The organism is Mucilaginibacter sp. R-33 (assembly GCF_049949235.1).
GTDB lineage: Bacteria > Bacteroidota > Bacteroidia > Sphingobacteriales > Sphingobacteriaceae > Mucilaginibacter.
On the sequence record NZ_CP188089.1, the window covers coordinates 2,492,726 to 2,511,637 of the forward strand.

Below are 18,912 nucleotides of genomic sequence, written 5' to 3' on the forward strand. Positions count from 1 at the left end.
CCCCCTTCTCTTAATTCCTGATCTACATATAAACTATTAATTATACTTTCCGTATACAGTCAATATTTACATGATTTTTTGAATATTCGCAACATGAACCGAAACCTCCAGTTGGAATTTCTTTTTATTCAAATACGAAGAGTTTTATATAACTACAAAAATATCGTTTGCTTTTTTTAATTGAACCGAACTACTATTTATGAGATGTCCTCTTTTACGATTAATTATTAGCTGTCTGATACTTTGCCTTTTCTCTTTCTCTTGTAATCGCTCACAGCCTCGTAATGTCAATAACAATGGAGTTTACATCAAAAATGAGAATGGCAAATATTCGCTGTACCGTAATGGTGAGCCATTTTTCATAAAAGGAGCTTCCGGTTTTACAAATTTAAAACAGTTAAACGAGGCCGGAGGCAATACGATAAGGGTTTGGGACACCTTAAATTTAGGAAGTATTTTAGATTCGGCACAGGCCCATCATTTAGCTGTAATAGCAGGTTTGCCAATGCCACCAAGCGAAAGTATAGATGACTTTTATAAAACCCCGAAGGCCAGTGCCCATGTTACCAAAATTGCCGGGATTGTTAATAGATTTAAGCATCATCCCGCGCTTTTGAGCTGGTGCGTGGGCAATGAGCTTGCATTCCCTTACAAACCGAAATACAATCAGTTTTATACGATATTTAATGATGTGGTTGATATGATCCATCAGGACGACCCACAGCATCCGGTTACCACAACCATTATGTCCTTTCAAAAGAAAAACATTGTCAATATTAAGCTGCGGACGAAGATTGACTTCATCTCGTTTAATGTTTTTGGCTCGATACAAACATTAAATGAAGATCTTCAAAAATTCAATTGGTTTTGGGATGGCCCGTTCCTGATAACAGAATGGGGAATTGAAGGGCCCTGGGTCGCGGACAATCAAAATGCCTGGGGGGCTTATATTGAAAATACCAGTACAAAAAAGGCTGAGCAATATCTTTATACCTATAAAAAGTATATGCCGGTTAATAACTCCAGGTTTCTGGGGTCGATGGTGTTTTATTGGGGTCAAAAACAGGAACTAACGCCAACCTGGTTCAGTCTGTTTGATGAAAATGGCGCTGAAACCGAGGCCGTTCAGGTGATGCGTTATATCTGGACGGGCCAAAAAGCGCCTAAGAAGGCCCCTGCATTGAAATATATGCTGGTAGATGGAAAAGGTGCCAGGGACAATATCTTATTTAAACCTGGCATAACAATAAACAGCAAAGTGTATCTTGAAGATCCTGATACCACCGGCTTAACATTTAAATGGCAAATATTTGCGGAGGATTGGTTCAAACCCAATGGCGTTTTTAACCAAAAGAAACCAAAGGAGATTAAAAATTTAATAATCGGGCAAAGCGGGCCGGACTTGAAGTTTAAAGCACCCGCCACAGAAGGCCCTTATCGCTTATTGGTTTATGTATATGATCAAAAGGGCTCTTTTGCTACCTCAAACACTCCCTTTTATGTATTAAAGAATCCATGAACAATACTATAAAACCACCTTCCAAACGGCAATTATTTTATTTAAGGCTGATGATTATCATCGGTTTGCTTTGTATGTTTTTTTTAATACATAGCCTGCTCAGAAAATCAGTTATTGGTTATCAGCCACTATATTGGCTATTAATATCAACCTTTATTTATACCTTTTTTAAGGTAATATATGAGTGGTATCATTATTGGTCAATAAGCGTTCCGCCTGCTTTACCCATAACGAAACAATATACGGTAGACATATTTACCACGTTTTGCGCAGGTGAACCATATGAAATGATTGTTGAAACACTTACTGCAATTCAGGCTATACGCTATCCTCATGAAACCTTTTTATGTGACGAGGCCGATGATCCTTACCTGAAATCAGTTTGTAAAGAACTGGGTGTTCATCACATAACAAGAACTAAAAAGATCAACGCCAAAGCCGGCAATATTAATAACGCATTAGCCCAGTCATCAGGCGAACTATGTGTAATTCTTGATCCTGACCATATACCCGTACCCGAATTTCTGGATCCGATAATAGCTCATTTTGATAACCCGGAAATTGGTTATGTGCAAATTGTGCAGGCCTATTACAATCATGACATTGGATGGATAGCTAAAGGCGCCGCGCAACAAACCTATCAGTTTTACGGCCCGATGATGATGTGCATGAACAGTTATGGCACCGTGCAGGCTATAGGCGCCAATTGTACTTTCAGGCGAACAGCGTTGGAATCCATTGGCGGGCATGCTGCCGGGCTGGCCGAAGATATGCATACGGCAATGCAGCTCCATGCACGCCATTGGAAATCTGTTTATGTACCCGCTGTATTGACCCGGGGCCTGGTTCCGGCTACTTTATCGGCTTACTATAAGCAACAGTTGAAATGGTCGCGGGGTGTTTTTGAGCTTCTTGTGACTTCCTACGTTAAACTTTTTAGAAAATTCAACTGGCGGCAGAAACTTCATTACGGCCTTTTACCTCTATTTTACCTATCTGGTTTTGTATTTCTTATTAATTTTTCAATTCCGGTCATATCCCTGTTCACAGATGCTTTTCCGTTAAGGATGGACTTTTCTGAATTTTTAGTTATCAGTGTTCCTTTTATAACTTCAGTAGTTCTGATCAGGCATTTTGTTCAGCAATGGGTAATGGAGGATAATGAGCGGGGGTTTCACGTGGTGGGGGGATTACTGCTCATAGGTACATGGTGGGTTTTCATATTAGGTTTTGTCTATACTATTATCAGGAAGAACGTTCCCTACATAGCAACCCCAAAGGATGTCAAAGATGAAAAAAATTTAAAAAACAACTTACCCAATATTGTAGTGTTGGTTGTATCCATTGCAGCTATTATTTACGGCCTTTACAACGATTGGAACCCTTATACACTTTTCATGTCCGGCATCGTTGGTCTGAACTGTATGTTCATGATATTTATGCTTATCGCGAGTTCGGAACTCAAGTTTCAGGCCTACCTGGATAAACATGCAATATTATTTACAGTTGTTTCAAAAATACAGCATGTTAAAGTATTTTTTTGGCTGTTAAGAAGAAAAATATATTTCGGTGTAAGGAAGATTAGCCTGATACTTAGCATATTAGTTGTTGGCATCTGCATATATGCTTCTCAGGAATCGGATGAAGACGCAAACTTTAATGTTGCGCGTGGTTTCGACGCAAAGAATGATAATAGCAAAAAGTCTTTTGCTGAGTTCATCTCCTCATCAGATACCACCGGGTTATCCCAATTGATCAGGCAATCGCGACTTTACAATAGCACTTCGAGAAAGTTTTCAGATACTTCGACAAATATTATTGAACAAGATCCAGTTACCGGTCAAAAACGTTTATCAGTAAACCCTCCATTTTTTTCTTCAGTAAAAGGCGTAATCTACTCTAAAGGAAACTACTGGTACAAGAACATAGCTCCTCTAACCAAAAAAATGATAGTTAATGATTTTGAAGACATTAGAAAAGCGGGGATAAATACCATAAAAATATATGGACCTAATATTTACGACCACTCAATTTTTGAAGCAGCAGCACAAAAGGGCTTAAAAATTAATTATAGCTTCTGGGTGCCTGCCCCATCAAGCTTCATTAATGATACTACCTACCTGCACGAGCAGTTCAATATCATCCTTAACACCATAAATAAAAATAAATCAAACCCTAACATCAGTGCCTGGAACTTAGGCAATAGTACTTACCAGCAACTATCTCAATTTTATCATGGGCCACAGTTGTACCAGGCCCAACAGCATTATATCAATTTGTTAAAACGTTTGGTAAATGAAATTAAACATGAAGACCCAACAAGGCCATTAACCATCGACCTTTTATCCTCCGCCACACTCCACCCTGCTATGCAAATATTAAAGGGGCAAATACCGGCAATTGATGCTTTCGGAGTAATTGTTGATAATAAACTGTCATTGAAATATGTTAGCCGTGATTTTAAAACGCCGTATTTTTTCAGTTGCACTGATCCCGGTGCACTCGAAGGTGTACAGCATTCCGGCGGAATTTTTTACGCTAACTGGCAGGATCAACAAAGCGGCAACGCTGTCACGTTTGACGGTTTAAAAGACGTATGGGGCAGAAATAAACGTTACCTTTATAAAATAAGCAGGAACTGGAATGGCAATACACCTATCTATAATTTGCCCGATATTAAAATACTAAAACCTGCATTAACAACTACTCCCGGGGCATCCCTGCGCTATAACGCCCTCGTATTTTCCTACGGCCACTGGAACATCGCCGCGTATTTAAAAACCGGATTGAAATTTGAATGGTATCTTGTCAAAACAGATAATTGGGGCAATGCTACCGGCATGAAAAAGGTAGGAAGCAGTCCGGACGTTTACGTTACAATCCCAAAAAATGATGACAGATACAGGCTGTACCTTGTGGCAACCGATGGAGATAATGTAACTGTTGACTACGCAACATTAAATACCCCTCTTCAAAATTAATCGTCATGAAAAAAAAATCCGTAAAGATTTATTTAGCGATCAGTTTAGGTATAATCTTCGTTATATCCTTTTGGGGCATTAAACTTTTTCGCAGTGATTATTTTACAAATGACTACTACCGCAGCAACGAACAGGTGGTTGGTATATTTAACCGCAGGAATTTAAGTGATACCTTACCGGCCAAACCCATTATTTGTTACACGGCAGTGTTCAAAAATACAGCTATAAGGTCAAGCCGGGGCAATGTTGAAACAGCTTTGGCTAACAATGATGTATTAATTACCGTGGAAACCTGGCTTAAAGGCGTAGATTATAAAAACAACGTTTTAACTGAAGTGCTTAATGGAGGTTTTGATAAGCAGATCCATGAGCTGGCTGTTTTGGCGGCAAAAAGTCACCATCAGGTTTTTATCCGCTGGAATCCTGACATGGAAGTACCGGCCAGTGTATTTCCCTGGCAATATAAATCGCCTAAAGACTATATTACTTCATTTAATTATTTTTCAAAAAAAATTAAAATGATTGCCCCAAAGGCACAAATCATCTGGGGGCCCTCAGGTTATCCCGGTGATACCGAATACTGGCCCGGAAATAAGACCGTTGATTATGTAAGTATAACCCTTGGAAGCAAATCAGAAGATACCACTCACTTTTATCCAAAAGACAGTACGGTTTCTGATATGTTAAAACATAAGCTTCATCGCTTAAGGTTTATAGACAAACCGGTATTAATCATTGATAATGCCGGAAAAATACCTTTTAAATACAGTTGGCTAAACGAACAAAAAGACTACTTTATAAAATACCGGAATACCGTATACAGTGCCGACAACTACGTGGATAGTGCAGCTAAAAAGCCGGTAAGGACCTCGCTCAAGATTGGGGTATTTGATCCAAATAAAAAACTGCTTAATCAACCAAGAATTAGTGTAGAACATCTTTTTACAGATTGGGGCGAAGTTGAAAGAGGCGATTTTGAGAAAAAATTCTCGGAGGTCATTAGCCGTCACCATGATGTTATTGTAACCATGGAACCATGGCGTGACACCAGCGGAATACCGGATACTGCTGTCACGGAAAGTATTTTAAACGGCCGTTATAACAAGCAGATCAAAAAACTATTTAATATAATTTCTGCCACACAGAACATCGTCTATCTCAGATGGATGCATGAAATGGAGATCCCTATCCACCGGTACAAGTGGCAAAGCCAGGATCCGGTTAACTACATCAATGCCTTCAGATATTTTATGCAGTTTGACGGAGGGCCGGGCAAAAATGTCAGAAAGGTTTGGGGACCAGCCGGCGACCGGGGCTCGGCGGATTTTTGGCCCGGAAGCGATGTAGTAGATTATATCAGTATAGCCATTTACGGGCTGCCGGATAAAAACATTACCGACCAGGATAAGCAGGAAGCCTTCAGCACCATATTTAACCGAAAATATTTTCGGATGAGGTTTCTTGATAAGCCTTTATTCATAACCGAATTTGGTGTAAAGGGATCAGAAAGCTTCCAGGACAAATGGCTTGTCGATGCCGCTGAAACAATAAATGCAAACCCTCATATTTTTGGCGTTTGCTACTTTAATTTGTATGACAACCCCAAAGCCTGGGGTGATATTAAAGCCCCTAACTGGAGTATTACTCCGCAGTCGATGCTCAAATTTTGTAGTTTATTGAAACAGTAATCATATTAACGATTTGTAAAATAGATTACTTATATTTTCATATTAAATAAATTTATTAAATTATAAAACATAAAACATTGCCCATGGTTGTATCATAACACTATCTACTCTAAAATCAAATGTTATGTTTCACCATGTAAAAGAACTACAATTTAACGCGCGCGTGTCGCGCCCCGACCCACAGTTTGCCAATCTATTACTGGAGCAGTTTGGCGGAGAGAATGGCGAATTGGCCGCAGCCATGCAATACTTCACGCAGGCCTTTGGTGCCAAGGTACCATACCCCGACAAATATGATATGCTGATGGATATCGCCACCGAGGAATTCAGTCACCTTGAAATTGTTGGCGCCACTATTCAAATGCTCCTCAAGGGCGTTAATGGCGAGCTTAAGAATGCTGCCGACAGTTCCGAGATCATGCAGGTTTTGAATGGTAAAGCTGCCAAAGAAGATATTATTCACCAGGCAGTATTCGCCAATCCACAGTTTGGCGTTATTACGGGCGGCGGTGTTACGCCCCGCAACAGCCAGGGTATACCATGGTGTGCCAGTTATATCCATTCAAATGGCGACCTGACCGTCGATCTTCGCAGTAATCTTGCATCAGAGTCACGCGCCAAACTGGTTTATGAACACCTGATGAAGTTCACCAATGATCCTTACATCCACGAAACACTGTCCTTCCTGATGACCCGTGAAGTGGCGCATTACAAGATGTTCGAAGCGGCTTTAAACGATATCCAGCCTAACTTTCCACCAGGGGTACTGGCAGCCGATCCACGCTTTACACAGCAGTATTTCAATATGTCTAATGGTGCCGACGTTCACGGCCCCTGGAATGAAGGCGAAATGCCCGATTTGAAAAAAGAATTCATTTACATAGCTGACCCGGTCAAGCACGTAAGGGAAACACAGGGCCTCACCCAACTGGAAGATGATAAGGCGAGGGAACTTAAACAGGCCGAAAAGCTGAATAAGCAAATGAGCCAGGAAAAAAGCACAGAAGTAAAGGACTCTGAACCCGAAGGCGTGGCGCAATGGAGTACTTATCCTGATAATAATAACAGAGTCTGAAATACTAAAAAAAACAATGCTACCGGCCGTCATCCTGCTGATGACGGCTTTTACTAAACAGTTGCCCAGGCGTTTTTAATACCGCTGACTTCCCCCCCCTTTTTCGAGAGCTTTATATCGATCGATTTTAAAGAAAGTTTATTAGATCTGCACTCCCGTGCTTACAAAACATTTTCTAATTTTTTCAATATTATAAACATTTAAGAAAAAAAATCATTATTTAATTAAACAACTTCTAATAAGAGTCGGCATTCCGTTTTATTTAATCAACTCAACAACAAATTTTTTTTTTAAGAATTTATGATAACCAAAGAAGAAACACCGCAAAAACAGGACAGGCAGCCAGGCATTGAAGCAAAGATGCATCCGGCTCCGGAATACATTAAAGACAACTATAAAGCTGCCGGCAAGTTGCAGGGAAAAATAGCCCTGATTACCGGAGGCGACAGTGGGATTGGCCGCGCGGTAAGTGTACATTTTGCGCAGGAAGGTGCCAATGTGGCCATTGTTTACCTGGATGAGGATGAAGATGCCAAAATAACAAAGGACCTGGTTGAATTAACAGGTCAGCAATGCCTGCTCATTAAAGGAGACGTAAAAGACCCCGCCTTTTGCAAACACGCGGTACAACAAACTATAAAAGAATTTGGCAAGCTGAATATCCTGGTGAATAATGCAGGTATGCAGTTTCCGCAAAAAGACGTTAGGGCGATTGACCCCGGGCAACTGGATGTTACCTTCCGCACCAATATATTTGCCTATTTTTATTTTGCAGAAGCTGCATTAGATCATATGCATGCAGGCGATTGCATTATCAATACAACCTCGGTAACGGCCTATCGCTCTTCGCCTTCGCTTATTGATTACTCATCAACCAAAGGCGCTATCACCACGTTTACGCGATCACTGGCTACCAACCTGACAGAAAAAGGGATCCGCGTTAACGCCGTAGCGCCCGGACCCGTCTGGACACCGCTTATTGTATCCACCTTCGACGAAGAAAAGATCAAAAAGTTTGGCAGTGAAACGGCTATGAAACGTGCCGGACAGCCTTCTGAGCTTGGACCCGCCTATGTTTTCCTGGCTTCAGACGACTCTTCCTTTATTACAGGCCAGGTAATCCATGTTAACGGCGGCGAAGTAGTAAACGGATAAGGTGACATCTGATAAAAGTAAACCCAAGAGCGGCATCAGTTATCTTCCTCCGGGCAGACAGGCTTGTTTAGCAGTAAAAGACAATCACCTTTTTTAAACGTTATAATAGCATCACCATGAAAACAACAAATCTAATTATTGCGGTCGCTCTGTTGCTCTACGTCAGCACCGGCTGTAATCCTGCCGATCGAAATAGAAAAATAGGTGGCTCTACCGATAGCAGCAGTGTAAACAGGGGCGGCGGGCCATCCATCTCCGACACAAGCACCATAAACAGTGCAAGGAAACAACACCTACAGGATTCCTTAAGCGGAGATACCACATCGAAAGGCAACGTGCCGCCGAGCGGCCAGCTGCCAAAAAAATAAGCGCTGTCGGTAAAGCTCCCCCACGTTCAATACCAATTGCCTGTCAATTTTTATAACCTGTAAATTAAATATTTTTAATCTCCTTAATTTGTATTTAACTTATATTTATCCATAAGAAATTACTTATTACTTATATGCAGATAGCCGGCGAGGAAGATTTATATTCGATCATGCTCCACGCACCTGTGGGCATTTGTATACTTCATGCGGAAAGTATGACCATTGAAACAGCTAATATTCATTTGTTAAAGCTGATCAATAAACAGGCTGAAGACCTGGCAGGGAAATCTTACCGGGAAATCTTTACCCTTGCAAAACCTGGTGATGAGTCGGCACTGAAAATAGCAGTAGAAGGCAGGCAGCACCAGGATGATAAAGGAACGATGATACAAATGCTTAACGGGGAGAAAGAGATTGTACCCGTTACCTTTGTTTATAAGCCCGTAAAAAACAACAAGGGCAAGGTTACTCACATAGCCATATGGATATTAGAAAACACCAAAGAGGCGCTGGACGAGGAACTGGCAGCCATCAACGAAGAGCTGGCCGCCACCAATGAGGAGTATGCCGCGGCCAACGAAGAGCTGGCAGCTGCCAACGAAGAACTGGCCACAACCAACGAGGAACTGCTGGAAACCCAGGAAAATCTCCGGCGGAGTGAAAAACTTTTCCGCTCCATTGCTCTGAACATTCCAGGTTCGCTGATCCTTGTCGTTGACCGGAACCACCGGTATATAGCCATTGAAGGCGATATTATGGAAAGGATGGGTTATGACCGGCGCGATTATGAAGGCAAGCATCCGTCAGAGATTTCGCCCGAACGCTATGAAGCCTCCAGGCATTTATATGAGAGGGTTTTGTCCGGCGAAAAGTTTTCTATAGAGCGAAAGGCAGAAACGGGAGAATTTTATCTTATCCATTTTGTGCCGCTTAAAAATGACGACAACATTGTAGAATCCGGGCTTATCATAACCCTGGATATTACCGAGATCAAGCAGGCCGAAGAAAAAAGCGCAAAGCTTGCCGCGATCGTCGAAACTTCGGATGACGCCATTGTAAGCAAAACGCTGGGAAGTGTGGTCACCAGTTGGAATGCCGCGGCCGAACGAATGTTTGGCTACACAGCGGAGGAAATGATAGGGCAAACAATTTACAAGATCATTCCCGAAGACCGGCAAAACGAGGAACCGCACATTCTTTCCAGTTTAATTACAGGCGAACGGGTTGATCACTTTGAAACCAGGAGACAAACCAAAGATGGGCGGTTACTGGATGTTTCGCTGACCATCTCTCCTATTATGGATAAGCAGGGGAAAATAATCGGCTTATCCAAGATCGCGCGCGATATCACCGATAAAAAACAGGAAGAACAACGCAAAAATGACTTTATCGGCATGGTGAGCCATGAACTGAAAACGCCGCTGACCTCATTAGCTGCCATTATACAGGTTGCGCAAAAAAAATTGGCGCAAAGTGAAGATCAATTCCTTTCAGATGCGATGGAGAAGGCAAACCAGCAAGCCAGGCGGATGGCTACTATGATTAACAGTTTCCTTAATATCTCGCGTCTCGAAGCCGGTAAATTATTAATTGAGAAGCAGCCGTTCGATCTGGGGCAATTACTGCAGGAAATACTGGAGGAAACCCGGCTAACCGTAACGAGCCATATTTTCAGCCTTAAAGAATGTAGCAACCTCACGGTTAATGCCGATCGGGATAAGATCATTTCCGTTATTTCCAACCTCATCAGTAATGCCGTAAAATACTCGCCCAAAGGCCGCCAGATCGATATCAGTTGTAAACTCAATGGCAGTATGGTAATAGTGAGTGTAAAAGATGAAGGCATGGGCATAAAGCCCGATGATCTCGGCTATATTTTCGACCGGTATTACCGCGTTGAAACCAATCATACACGCCATATTTCCGGTTTCGGGATCGGCCTTTATCTCAGTGCCGAAATTATTAAACGGCATGGCGGCGAAATCTGGGCTGAAAGTGAATTGGATAAGGGATCAACTTTTTATTTTTCGCTTCCCCGGGCTGAATCACCCGATAACTTGTAAGTCTACGACCTGTCCAACTCCATCCCCATTCCACCAGTGTATTAACGCCAGAACCGGCACCTCATCAATTTCGGTAAGCGGGTCGATTCACAAAAGATTATTCAAATGCAGAAAAATAAGGCTTGCATAAATAAAGTTTATAATTTAACTTTGAATAACAAAGTACTTTTAAGTATCAATATAAGCCATGACAGAAACGAGACAATTTACAACAAGACCTTTTTTTACCGATGCTTTGGGAAAGCGTATGTTAACAGGCGCAGGTATCGGTTTATTGATGATCAGCTTTTTTTTGATCAGTGCCGGTAAGGGTAACCCTGCCTGGAATGAGTACTGGCGGGTGAAACCCCTGCTGTTAACTCCTTTTTTAGGTGCGTTGATTGGCGCCTGCTACGATTTAACAGAGCCGCTTCGCCGCCTTGACGGCTGGCTGGGGCGATTGTTCCTTGTGCTGAGTTTTGTGGGTTATTTCATCGGCCTTTGGATGGCCCTTGTATTGGGCCTTAACGGCACTATGTGGAACTGACCTGAAACATTGGCATTGGTAAAAGGTGGAAGCTGAATGCACAAAGCTTAAAAGCTAATTTATAGCTGCTATAGTGTTGCTGCATAAGCAAATGATTAATATTATTTAATCATTCACCTTTTGCTTTTGCTAATTTATCAAACTCCACCACACCTGCCCTGGTGGCCCATATCTTGTACATGGCTTCAAGCTCGGTCACTTTTTGAGGATATTGGGCACTCAGGTCATTTAATTCGGAGCGGTCGGTGCTGATATTATAGAGTTCCCATTTATTTTCGGGGCGTTGAGAAACCAGTTTCCAGTCGCCTTGCCTTACAGCACGATTGCCTTCATGTTCAAAAAACAGCCCGTTATGCCCTTGCCACTTCTGGCCTTTAAATACCGGCACCAGGCTTATACCTTCTGTTGGCGTAATGTTATTGCCATGATAAACTTTAGGATAAGTTGCGCCGGCCAGATCAAGGCAGGTAGCCATCAGATCAATAATGTGAGCAGGCCTATTGACTATTGACCCTGGCTTAATCACATCGGGGTAATAAGCTATAAAAGGGGTAGCTGTCCCCCCTTCATATTCCCAGTGTTTAAATAAGCGGAAAGGTGTGTCGCTTACATTGGCCCCCAATGACCCGTACGATGTAAAAGAAGTTGGGTCACTTGCAGGCTTACTGTTTGCAGCCAGTACCTCGGGGGTAAAACTCGGCCCCGAGATAGTTTCATTACTGGCGCCATTGTCTGACAAGAACATGATCACCGTATTTTTATCCTCACCCAGCTCCTTAAGCTTTTTCCTGATGCGGCCTATATTCTGATCCATCCGGTCAACCATCGCAGCATATACAGCCATTTTGGTATCAAACCGCTCTTTTTCTTCCGGGGTAAGGCTATCCCATTCCGGTACGCTCTTATCCCTCGGCGAAAGCTTTTCATCCTTAGCGATGATCCCCAACTGTTTTTGGCGCTCCAACCGTTCCTGCCTGAGCTTATCCCAGCCTTTCAGGTATTTACCTTTGTATTTAGCAATATCTTCGGGCAATGCCTGAATTGGCCAGTGCGGGCTGGTAAAAGCCATATACAGGAAAAATGGCTTGCGTGTGCCTTTATTACCTTCAATAAACTTAAGGGCATAATCAGCATAGGCATTAGTTGAATACCAGTTTGGCCCTGGTGTGTATTCCTTATCATCTAAAGCGATGGTAAGTTTTTGATTAGGGCGATAAGGCATTGTTGGATTAAAATAACTGCTTGCCCCATCTATTAAACCAAAGTAATGATCAAATCCGCGTTTAACCGGCCAGCGCGAGGGGTCAGTACCCACATGCCATTTGCCTGCCATCAGCGTATTATAGCCTCCTTCTTTAAGCGCCTCGGCTATGGTTACGCAGTTTTGGTTCAGGTAGCCTTGGTAAGCCGGTACATCGCGGTGGTTTACCATATCGCCTACCCCGGCCTGATGCTGATAAAGCCCAGTAAGTAACGACGCGCGGGTTGGGCAGCAACGCGATGCGTTGTAAAACTGGGTCATGCGCAAACCACCTTTCGCCATCGCATCAAGATTGGGCGTTTGGGTGTCGGAGCCGAAACAGCCTATATCCGAGTAGCCCATATCATCGGCCAAAATAATAATGATGTTTGGCCGCTTAGCCGGTTGCTTATGCTGGGCAAATATTGGACTGCTTGCTACTGCAAAAAGAAAGATGGTTTGAAGGAACTTTTTCATAGGAGACGATTATCGCAATCTATTTAAAATTAAGGGTAATATCATCCCTGTTACTATTGGATGTTTTTATCCAAAGCAAATGATTGATTTTATCATAATACCAGCCAGCTGTTTTGTTTAATGCTTCAACATGATCAGCCGCTTTCAATGTTTCATTATTTTCTATTATTGAAGATGGAGCATTATCATAAGCCCAATGTATTTTTGTCAAATAAGTATGCTGCGCCGGGGTAAAGTTACCTGTGGGCTTTTTAATTTGCAGTTGCCAGCCATCGGCAGTATTCGCCACAGCAATTTGGGTGATCGCCTTGTCGCCCTGTTGATATTTTAAACTGATGCCATCATCTTCATACAACTTAAACTCAGATGCCTGGCCCAAAAACACGTCCAACGTTATCAAATCTACCGGTTTTTCATCCATGTATTTCATGGCCGGTTGCATTGGGATAATGCCTCCTGCTTTTACAAAAATGGGTAGATGATCTGGAGGGGTCAGGATATGGATATATTGCTTTCCGGTATATTTTATGCCCGTCCAATAATCAAACCAAATCCCCTTTGGTAAGTAAACAGTACGTGTTTGAGCGCCCTTTACAGTTACCGGGCAAACCATCAAATTATCACCAAACAGGTATTGATCGGCTATATTGTAGGTATTGGGATCGTCCTGGTATTCCAGCACCAAAGCACGCATGAGTGGCATACCGGTTTGATATTGTGTGTATGCGTTACTGTAGATATAGGGGATCAGCCTGTAACGCAGATCGTCGTACTTTTTAAAGTTAGCTAAAGCCTCAGCCCCATAATTCCAGGGTTCTTTATAGCCCGGATGGTCCATACCAAAAACCATAGCTACCGGACTAAACATACCAAACTGTACCCAACGCATGTATAATTCCGGATCGGCAGCATGTTCAAAGCCGCCCATGCAATGCGCCCAATACCCCACGCCCGACAGGCCAATATTTAATCCGGCTTTTATAACCGGCGCAAAGTATTGCCATTCGCTTGGCCAGTCGCCTGCAAAAATGAACGGGTAACGCTGGATGCCGGAATAACCTTCGCGCGTTTGGTTTAAACCACGAATGCCATTGTATTGCTGAAATTTCAAATATGGTGCTTTAGCATATGCAATAGGGAATACATTATGAAGTTGTGCCACTTCTCTACCAGTAGGCCCAACTTTTTCACTTTCATTGGCTAATGAGCCAAAGGCACTGCCTTCATCTGTTTTCAGGAATTTAGCACCAATTGAGGCAACTTTCATAACGCCATTATCCCACCACCAGTTTGCAGCCTGCTGATCAAAAAAATTCACGAACTCGCCTGGTTTGCCATTTTCGGGATAGGTAAAACCTTTGGCCTGTGCCTCATCAAGCAGGTTCAGATTTTTGGCATTATCAAACCTTGGGCGGATATGCAGCCCCACCATTTTAAAGTTCATGGTATACAGGCTATCAAACATGGCTTTAGGGTCTTTAAATGTTTCGCGCCATTCAAAGGTCGTGGCCCCCTTACCCCCCTTTTTACCAAACAAGCGCCAGGTGGAATCAAGAAAAAGAATATCAACCGGGATGCCCATCTCGCGCATCTTACGGGCCAGTTCTATCACATACCTATCCGAAGTAAGTTCTTCATGGCCCCAGGTGCCGCCGCTATAAGTGCCCATGTGCAAACCGAACGCAAACCTTGGCAACAAAGGCGATTTACCTGTAATGCTTAAGTAACTGTTTAAAATTACCGGGAACGTTGGACCGTAAATAAAGTAATAATCCAATTCGCCATCATTTGCTTTAAAGCTGTATTCATCATCAGTTTTGCTACCCATATCCCATTCGGTAGCCGATGAATTGTGCAGGTATATGCCGTAGCCCTTAGTGCTCATAAAAAATGGTACCGGGCAATAATTAGCCTCGTTAATGTTATAGGCACCAAGTAAATTATTTTTGCTTTTTCCCCGGCCCACGTTCAGCTTTACCAGTTTGTTACGCTGATCGGTAAAATCCATGCGCTCACCAAAGCCAAAGAAATGCTCATCGGGCAACAAGTCTTTGGTACACATCACGGTATCGCCCAAGTGATGCAAACCGCCGTTTTGCTTGCTGTCAGGCACATATTCTGACGATAACATCACGCCCTTACTATCAGCTACGTTAATTATAAACGGCGATTTAAGCACCGTGATAATTAAGGCCGACGTTTGAATCACGTATGCCGATTTAGCATCAGTTATTTTATAATCAACAGCAAGCCAGTTATAATTCTCCTGCATCAAATGCTCATCGGGCGCAAATTTGCGGCTCCAGCTGGCCCTTACGCGGAACATGGATGCTGAACAAAATTCTATTTTAACATCGCCACTGGCATTACTGAAAAATAAGGTATTGCCATCCTTTTTATATCCGGATTTATTGCTGCCGATACCCGTTTGCGCAGAGGCAGCTATCGCAATGAAAACAAGGGCTAAAAACAGGGGGATCTTTTTCATTACTTGCTCAGTTTATAAACTTCGCTGCCTGCCAGCAGGAAACATCCCAAACCATAATCTTCAAAATCGGGTACATTGTTATAGCCAACAGGCTGCCCATCCTTGGGTTCCTTGCCTGTGCCCTGCACAAAGCCAAGCATACCATCCGGATGCAGGCACTCTTTTGCCATGGCATTCCATGCTTTGAAAACTATTGGCAAATAGGTTTTCTTTTTCAGGATACCATGGTTAATTCCCCAGGCCATACCATAAGTAAACAAGGCTGTGCCAGACAACTCCTTCCCGCCAAAATTGGTCGAATCTTTCAGGCTCACATTCCAGTAGCCATCAGCATGTTGCAACGGCACTAATGCCTCAATCATTTCTTTATATACCGATAAATATTCCTTACGGTGAGGGGCATTTTTAGGCATAACTTCTAACACGCGCAGCATAGCAGCTACTACCCAACCGTTCCCGCGCGACCAGTAACAATCAGCACCATTAGGTTCTTTGTACGGTGGCACAAAGTCTTTATCTCTCCACCAAAGATGGTCTGCCGTGTTGTACAATCCTTTGCCGCCGTGTACGGTTTTTGAGTAATTGTAGATGTCGAACATCTTTTCATAATACTTATTGTCGTTATATACTGCACCGAGCCTGGCATATACCGGCATAGCCATTTGCAGCGCATCTATCCAGTTCCAGTCATCCTTTTTTTCGCTGTTCACCATCAGGTCGATGCTTTGCTTTATTTTTTCAATCCGTTCTGGCTTTTTATCAATCAGGTAAAGATCGATATAGGTTTGCCCGCAGCACTGATTGTCGGCATTACGGGTATCAACAGCCCCGCGGGGACTCCATTGATGTTTTTCGCCCCAGTCAACCGCATAATCATAGTACTTTTTTTGAGGATCGATTTTGTACATCGCCATCAATCCCTCGTAATAAACAGCCCTCGTCCACAAATTACTGGTGCGGGTTACATTTTTTACGGTAACAGATGCTCCCGGATCGGGCCATTTCTGCATAAAATAATTATTGGCCAGGGTCATACCAGCCAACACCTCTGTTTTTGCAGGCTGTTGGGCATATGCGCTACCTATCATACCCATAACAGCGCATGTACTCAATACCGTTTTTATTGTAAGCAATAGTTTATTCATATCGTAGATTTTATATATCCGTTTTAAAAAACGCGTTAAACATTAAGGCATTTTCTTAAGCCCTTCCCACCTTACTTTCCATTTTCCGTTTTTAGGGAATCCAGGATTTACAGTGGTTGAGCCATCCCAGCCGGCACACATCATGGCTACAGCGGCCAGCAAACCGCCATTGCCGGGCAGGTACATGCGTAATCGCCCGTCCTGGTAATTGTGACCGTTGGCTAAATAAGTATTGGTTTTTATGGGCATAAATAAAGCATCGATGGTCTTTTCGGGCATATTTAAGCGGGCTGCTGTCATGGCAGTCATCGGGAAATCCCAGCCCCAGGTATCCTTCCAATCCCATACATCCCAAATCAGGTTGAAGGTTTTCTTCATTACCACGGTATCCAGTTTATCATTATAGGGCAGCATACCATAGGCAGCTAATACTGCCGGGTGATCTGTTTTTAATTTAGGATTTGTGTAGGCATCGGGCGAGCTTTCAGCAGCGAGGTAAACGCCATCCTTTTGGGGTAACAGGGCCAGTTTATCAAGGATTTGCGCATACCTGCCATCGGGCTGCATGCCCAGACGTTTGCGCCATTGCTGGGCCGTATTCAAAGCCCAGCGCCAGTATTGCAACTCATAGGTTGGATTATATGTTTCTTCGGGCTTATAACGTTCCTGCGCCAGGATAATGCCCTTACCTACATTATACCGGTCATTCTCCTTGTCATAAGTTACGAACGAAGCCATAAAATCCGCATCGGCCATTACAAGGTCTTTATATTTATCGAGGGTTTGCTTATTCGGGTGGGCACGATAATCCAGTTCGGCAAAATAAATAAAGTGCGGTTGCTGCCAGATCAGGAATGCCCCTACCGATGATGGGCTTTCATTGCCATCGGGATCGGTCATTTTTTGCCAGCGGATGCCATCATATCCTTGTCTTTTGGCGATAGCCCTGGCATTGGCTTTTACGTGATGGTACCAGTCCAAACTGTTTTCGAGCAATTTCTCTCTGCCCCATAGTGCAAAATGGATCCCGTGCCACCAGTGCATCTCGAGGTGCGGTTTACCATACCAGCTGTTATACGTTAAGCCGGTTTCCTGCGGGGGCTGATGACCAGAACATTGTATTTTGGTAAGATATTGAGACAGCACCACCCTGCGTTCCAGTTCCTTTGCGCGGGGATCGGTACTGCCACTGAAATCGACCGCACCTCCGCTTTGCCAAAAGGCTTTCCATTGCTGTATGCTGTTGGCTTGCGTTTGGGCAAAACCAGGTAAAGCCGCAGTGGATTTCTTTGGATTAAACGAACAGGTAAACGTCAGTTCAGCGGCTTTATCCAGAGGCGTTAACACAAACTGATGGGCAGCAGTATGCTTAACCGAAGCTACACCGTTCCAGGCGAGGCGAACAAAATATTGGCTGGTATCCAAACGATGAATGATGGTAGCCTCGCTGGCACCGGAACCAACAATTGCCGAATAGTGTTTTTGCGGATTTTTCCAGTTATCGCCATAGTCGGCAAACTGATTGGTGGGGAAAGGGAAACGTAGCCTTACCTTAAGTCTCCCCTGCGCTAACAATGGCGATTGTACTTTCACAGCTATCAGATCCTGCCCCTGGTGCGCATAGGTTTCAACTTTTACCTGTTCGCCGTCAAAAGTAAATGAGCTGCTGATGCACCCTGTCCACAAATTAAGTTCCTGCCGGATATTTTGAATCTCGGTTATCTGTGCCTCGCTCCCATCCTTATGCAATAACAGGAAACCAAGGCTACCCAATTGCAGGCGATGTACATTTTCCCTGAACCAATTGGCAGCATTCCTGTTACGGCCGGGCTGGTTCCATTGTATCGAATAACTTACGTTACGGCCATTGAGCGTGTATGTTTTTAACGTTTCGTCAAACTTGTAGCCTGCAGTATCTTTAAAGCTGTGCCAGCCCCATTCAGATTGTGTGCCCAAGGGAATACCTTTATCATAATGCTCAGGAAAAGTTTGAAGACCTGTAGCATCAACCGTAAAAGCAAATCGACCATTACCAACCGAGAGAGGAGAAAGCGTATCCGTGCCACTATTTATGACATTGTGCCTTTGCACCAAAGCCTTACGGTCAATTTTATTCTGCGCCCTCAATAAAACCGGCCAAACAACAACAAATAATGCAAAATATACGGGCAGTATTTTCTTCATGTT

Annotated in this window: 12 protein-coding genes; 8 read left to right on the forward strand and 4 right to left on the reverse strand. The window is 43.3% G+C overall.

Annotated elements, in window-relative coordinates; all coding sequences use genetic code 11:
• Window positions 1-199: 199 nt before the first annotated feature.
• From ACP26M_RS10530 to ACP26M_RS10565, 8 genes are all read left to right on the forward strand, one after another.
• Entirely contained in the window at window positions 200-1,519 is a 1,320-nt protein-coding gene (locus ACP26M_RS10530; protein ID WP_426588629.1) for a glycoside hydrolase family 2 TIM barrel-domain containing protein, read from the forward strand.
• 287 nt (window positions 1,520-1,806) lie between these two features.
• Entirely contained in the window at window positions 1,807-4,500 is a 2,694-nt protein-coding gene (locus tag ACP26M_RS10535) for a glycosyltransferase family 2 protein (protein WP_426588631.1), read from the forward strand.
• Window positions 4,501-4,505: 5 nt separating this feature from the next.
• Window positions 4,506-6,188, forward strand: a complete 1,683-nt coding sequence (locus ACP26M_RS10540) for a hypothetical protein (RefSeq protein WP_426588633.1) — start codon at window positions 4,506-4,508, stop codon at window positions 6,186-6,188.
• Window positions 6,189-6,312: 124 nt separating this feature from the next.
• Window positions 6,313-7,263, forward strand: coding sequence for a manganese catalase family protein (locus tag ACP26M_RS10545; RefSeq protein WP_373613976.1), 951 nt, complete (start codon window positions 6,313-6,315; stop codon window positions 7,261-7,263).
• Window positions 7,264-7,563: 300 nt separating this feature from the next.
• Complete coding sequence (locus tag ACP26M_RS10550; RefSeq protein WP_188831808.1) at window positions 7,564-8,418, forward strand: SDR family oxidoreductase; 855 nt, start codon at window positions 7,564-7,566, stop codon at window positions 8,416-8,418.
• 116 nt (window positions 8,419-8,534) lie between these two features.
• A complete protein-coding gene (locus tag ACP26M_RS10555; RefSeq protein WP_090525159.1) occupies window positions 8,535-8,786 on the forward strand; it encodes a hypothetical protein in 252 nt (83 codons plus the stop codon).
• A 134-nt stretch (window positions 8,787-8,920) separates the two neighbouring features.
• Complete coding sequence (locus tag ACP26M_RS10560) at window positions 8,921-10,849, forward strand: PAS domain-containing sensor histidine kinase (protein WP_426588636.1); 1,929 nt, start codon at window positions 8,921-8,923, stop codon at window positions 10,847-10,849.
• Window positions 10,850-11,036: 187 nt separating this feature from the next.
• On the forward strand, window positions 11,037-11,375 hold the full coding sequence (locus ACP26M_RS10565; protein WP_426588638.1) for a hypothetical protein: 339 nt from the start codon (window positions 11,037-11,039) through the stop codon (window positions 11,373-11,375).
• Window positions 11,376-11,484: 109 nt separating this feature from the next.
• On the opposite strand, the gene ACP26M_RS10570 is transcribed toward ACP26M_RS10565, so the two are convergent.
• The 4 genes from ACP26M_RS10570 to ACP26M_RS10585 are packed head-to-tail and all read right to left on the reverse strand — an operon-like array spanning window position 11,485 to window position 18,909.
• Entirely contained in the window at window positions 11,485-13,092 is a 1,608-nt protein-coding gene (locus ACP26M_RS10570) for an arylsulfatase (RefSeq protein ID WP_426588640.1), read from the reverse strand.
• A 19-nt stretch (window positions 13,093-13,111) separates the two neighbouring features.
• Window positions 13,112-15,580, reverse strand: coding sequence for a glycoside hydrolase family 31 protein (locus ACP26M_RS10575; RefSeq protein ID WP_426588642.1), 2,469 nt, complete (start codon window positions 15,578-15,580; stop codon window positions 13,112-13,114).
• Window positions 15,580-16,725 carry a glycoside hydrolase family 88/105 protein gene (locus ACP26M_RS10580; protein ID WP_426588644.1) on the reverse strand — a complete coding sequence of 382 codons (1,146 nt, stop codon included), beginning with the start codon at window positions 16,723-16,725 and terminating at the stop codon, window positions 15,580-15,582. Before ACP26M_RS10580 ends, ACP26M_RS10575 begins: the two co-directional genes overlap by 1 nt.
• A gap of 42 nt (window positions 16,726-16,767) precedes the next feature.
• A complete protein-coding gene (locus ACP26M_RS10585; protein WP_426588646.1) occupies window positions 16,768-18,909 on the reverse strand; it encodes a hypothetical protein in 2,142 nt (713 codons plus the stop codon).
• Window positions 18,910-18,912: the final 3 nt, after the last annotated feature.

Excerpts from the sequence above, each read along its gene's own strand:
- ACP26M_RS10530 (WP_426588629.1), top strand. The coding sequence starts at position 200 with ATGAGATGTCCTCTTTTACGATTAATTATTAGCTGTCTGATACTTTGC.
- ACP26M_RS10535 (WP_426588631.1), top strand. The coding sequence starts at position 1,807 with ATGATTGTTGAAACACTTACTGCAATTCAGGCTATACGCTATCCTCAT.
- ACP26M_RS10540 (WP_426588633.1), top strand. The coding sequence starts at position 4,506 with ATGAAAAAAAAATCCGTAAAGATTTATTTAGCGATCAGTTTAGGTATA.
- ACP26M_RS10545 (WP_373613976.1), top strand. The coding sequence starts at position 6,313 with ATGTTTCACCATGTAAAAGAACTACAATTTAACGCGCGCGTGTCGCGC.
- ACP26M_RS10550 (WP_188831808.1), top strand. The coding sequence starts at position 7,564 with ATGATAACCAAAGAAGAAACACCGCAAAAACAGGACAGGCAGCCAGGC.
- ACP26M_RS10555 (WP_090525159.1), top strand. The coding sequence starts at position 8,535 with ATGAAAACAACAAATCTAATTATTGCGGTCGCTCTGTTGCTCTACGTC.
- ACP26M_RS10560 (WP_426588636.1), top strand. The coding sequence starts at position 8,921 with ATGCAGATAGCCGGCGAGGAAGATTTATATTCGATCATGCTCCACGCA.
- ACP26M_RS10565 (WP_426588638.1), top strand. The coding sequence starts at position 11,037 with ATGACAGAAACGAGACAATTTACAACAAGACCTTTTTTTACCGATGCT.
- ACP26M_RS10570 (WP_426588640.1), bottom strand. The coding sequence starts at position 13,092 with ATGAAAAAGTTCCTTCAAACCATCTTTCTTTTTGCAGTAGCAAGCAGT.
- ACP26M_RS10575 (WP_426588642.1), bottom strand. The coding sequence starts at position 15,580 with ATGAAAAAGATCCCCCTGTTTTTAGCCCTTGTTTTCATTGCGATAGCT.
- ACP26M_RS10580 (WP_426588644.1), bottom strand. The coding sequence starts at position 16,725 with ATGAATAAACTATTGCTTACAATAAAAACGGTATTGAGTACATGCGCT.
- ACP26M_RS10585 (WP_426588646.1), bottom strand. The coding sequence starts at position 18,909 with ATGAAGAAAATACTGCCCGTATATTTTGCATTATTTGTTGTTGTTTGG.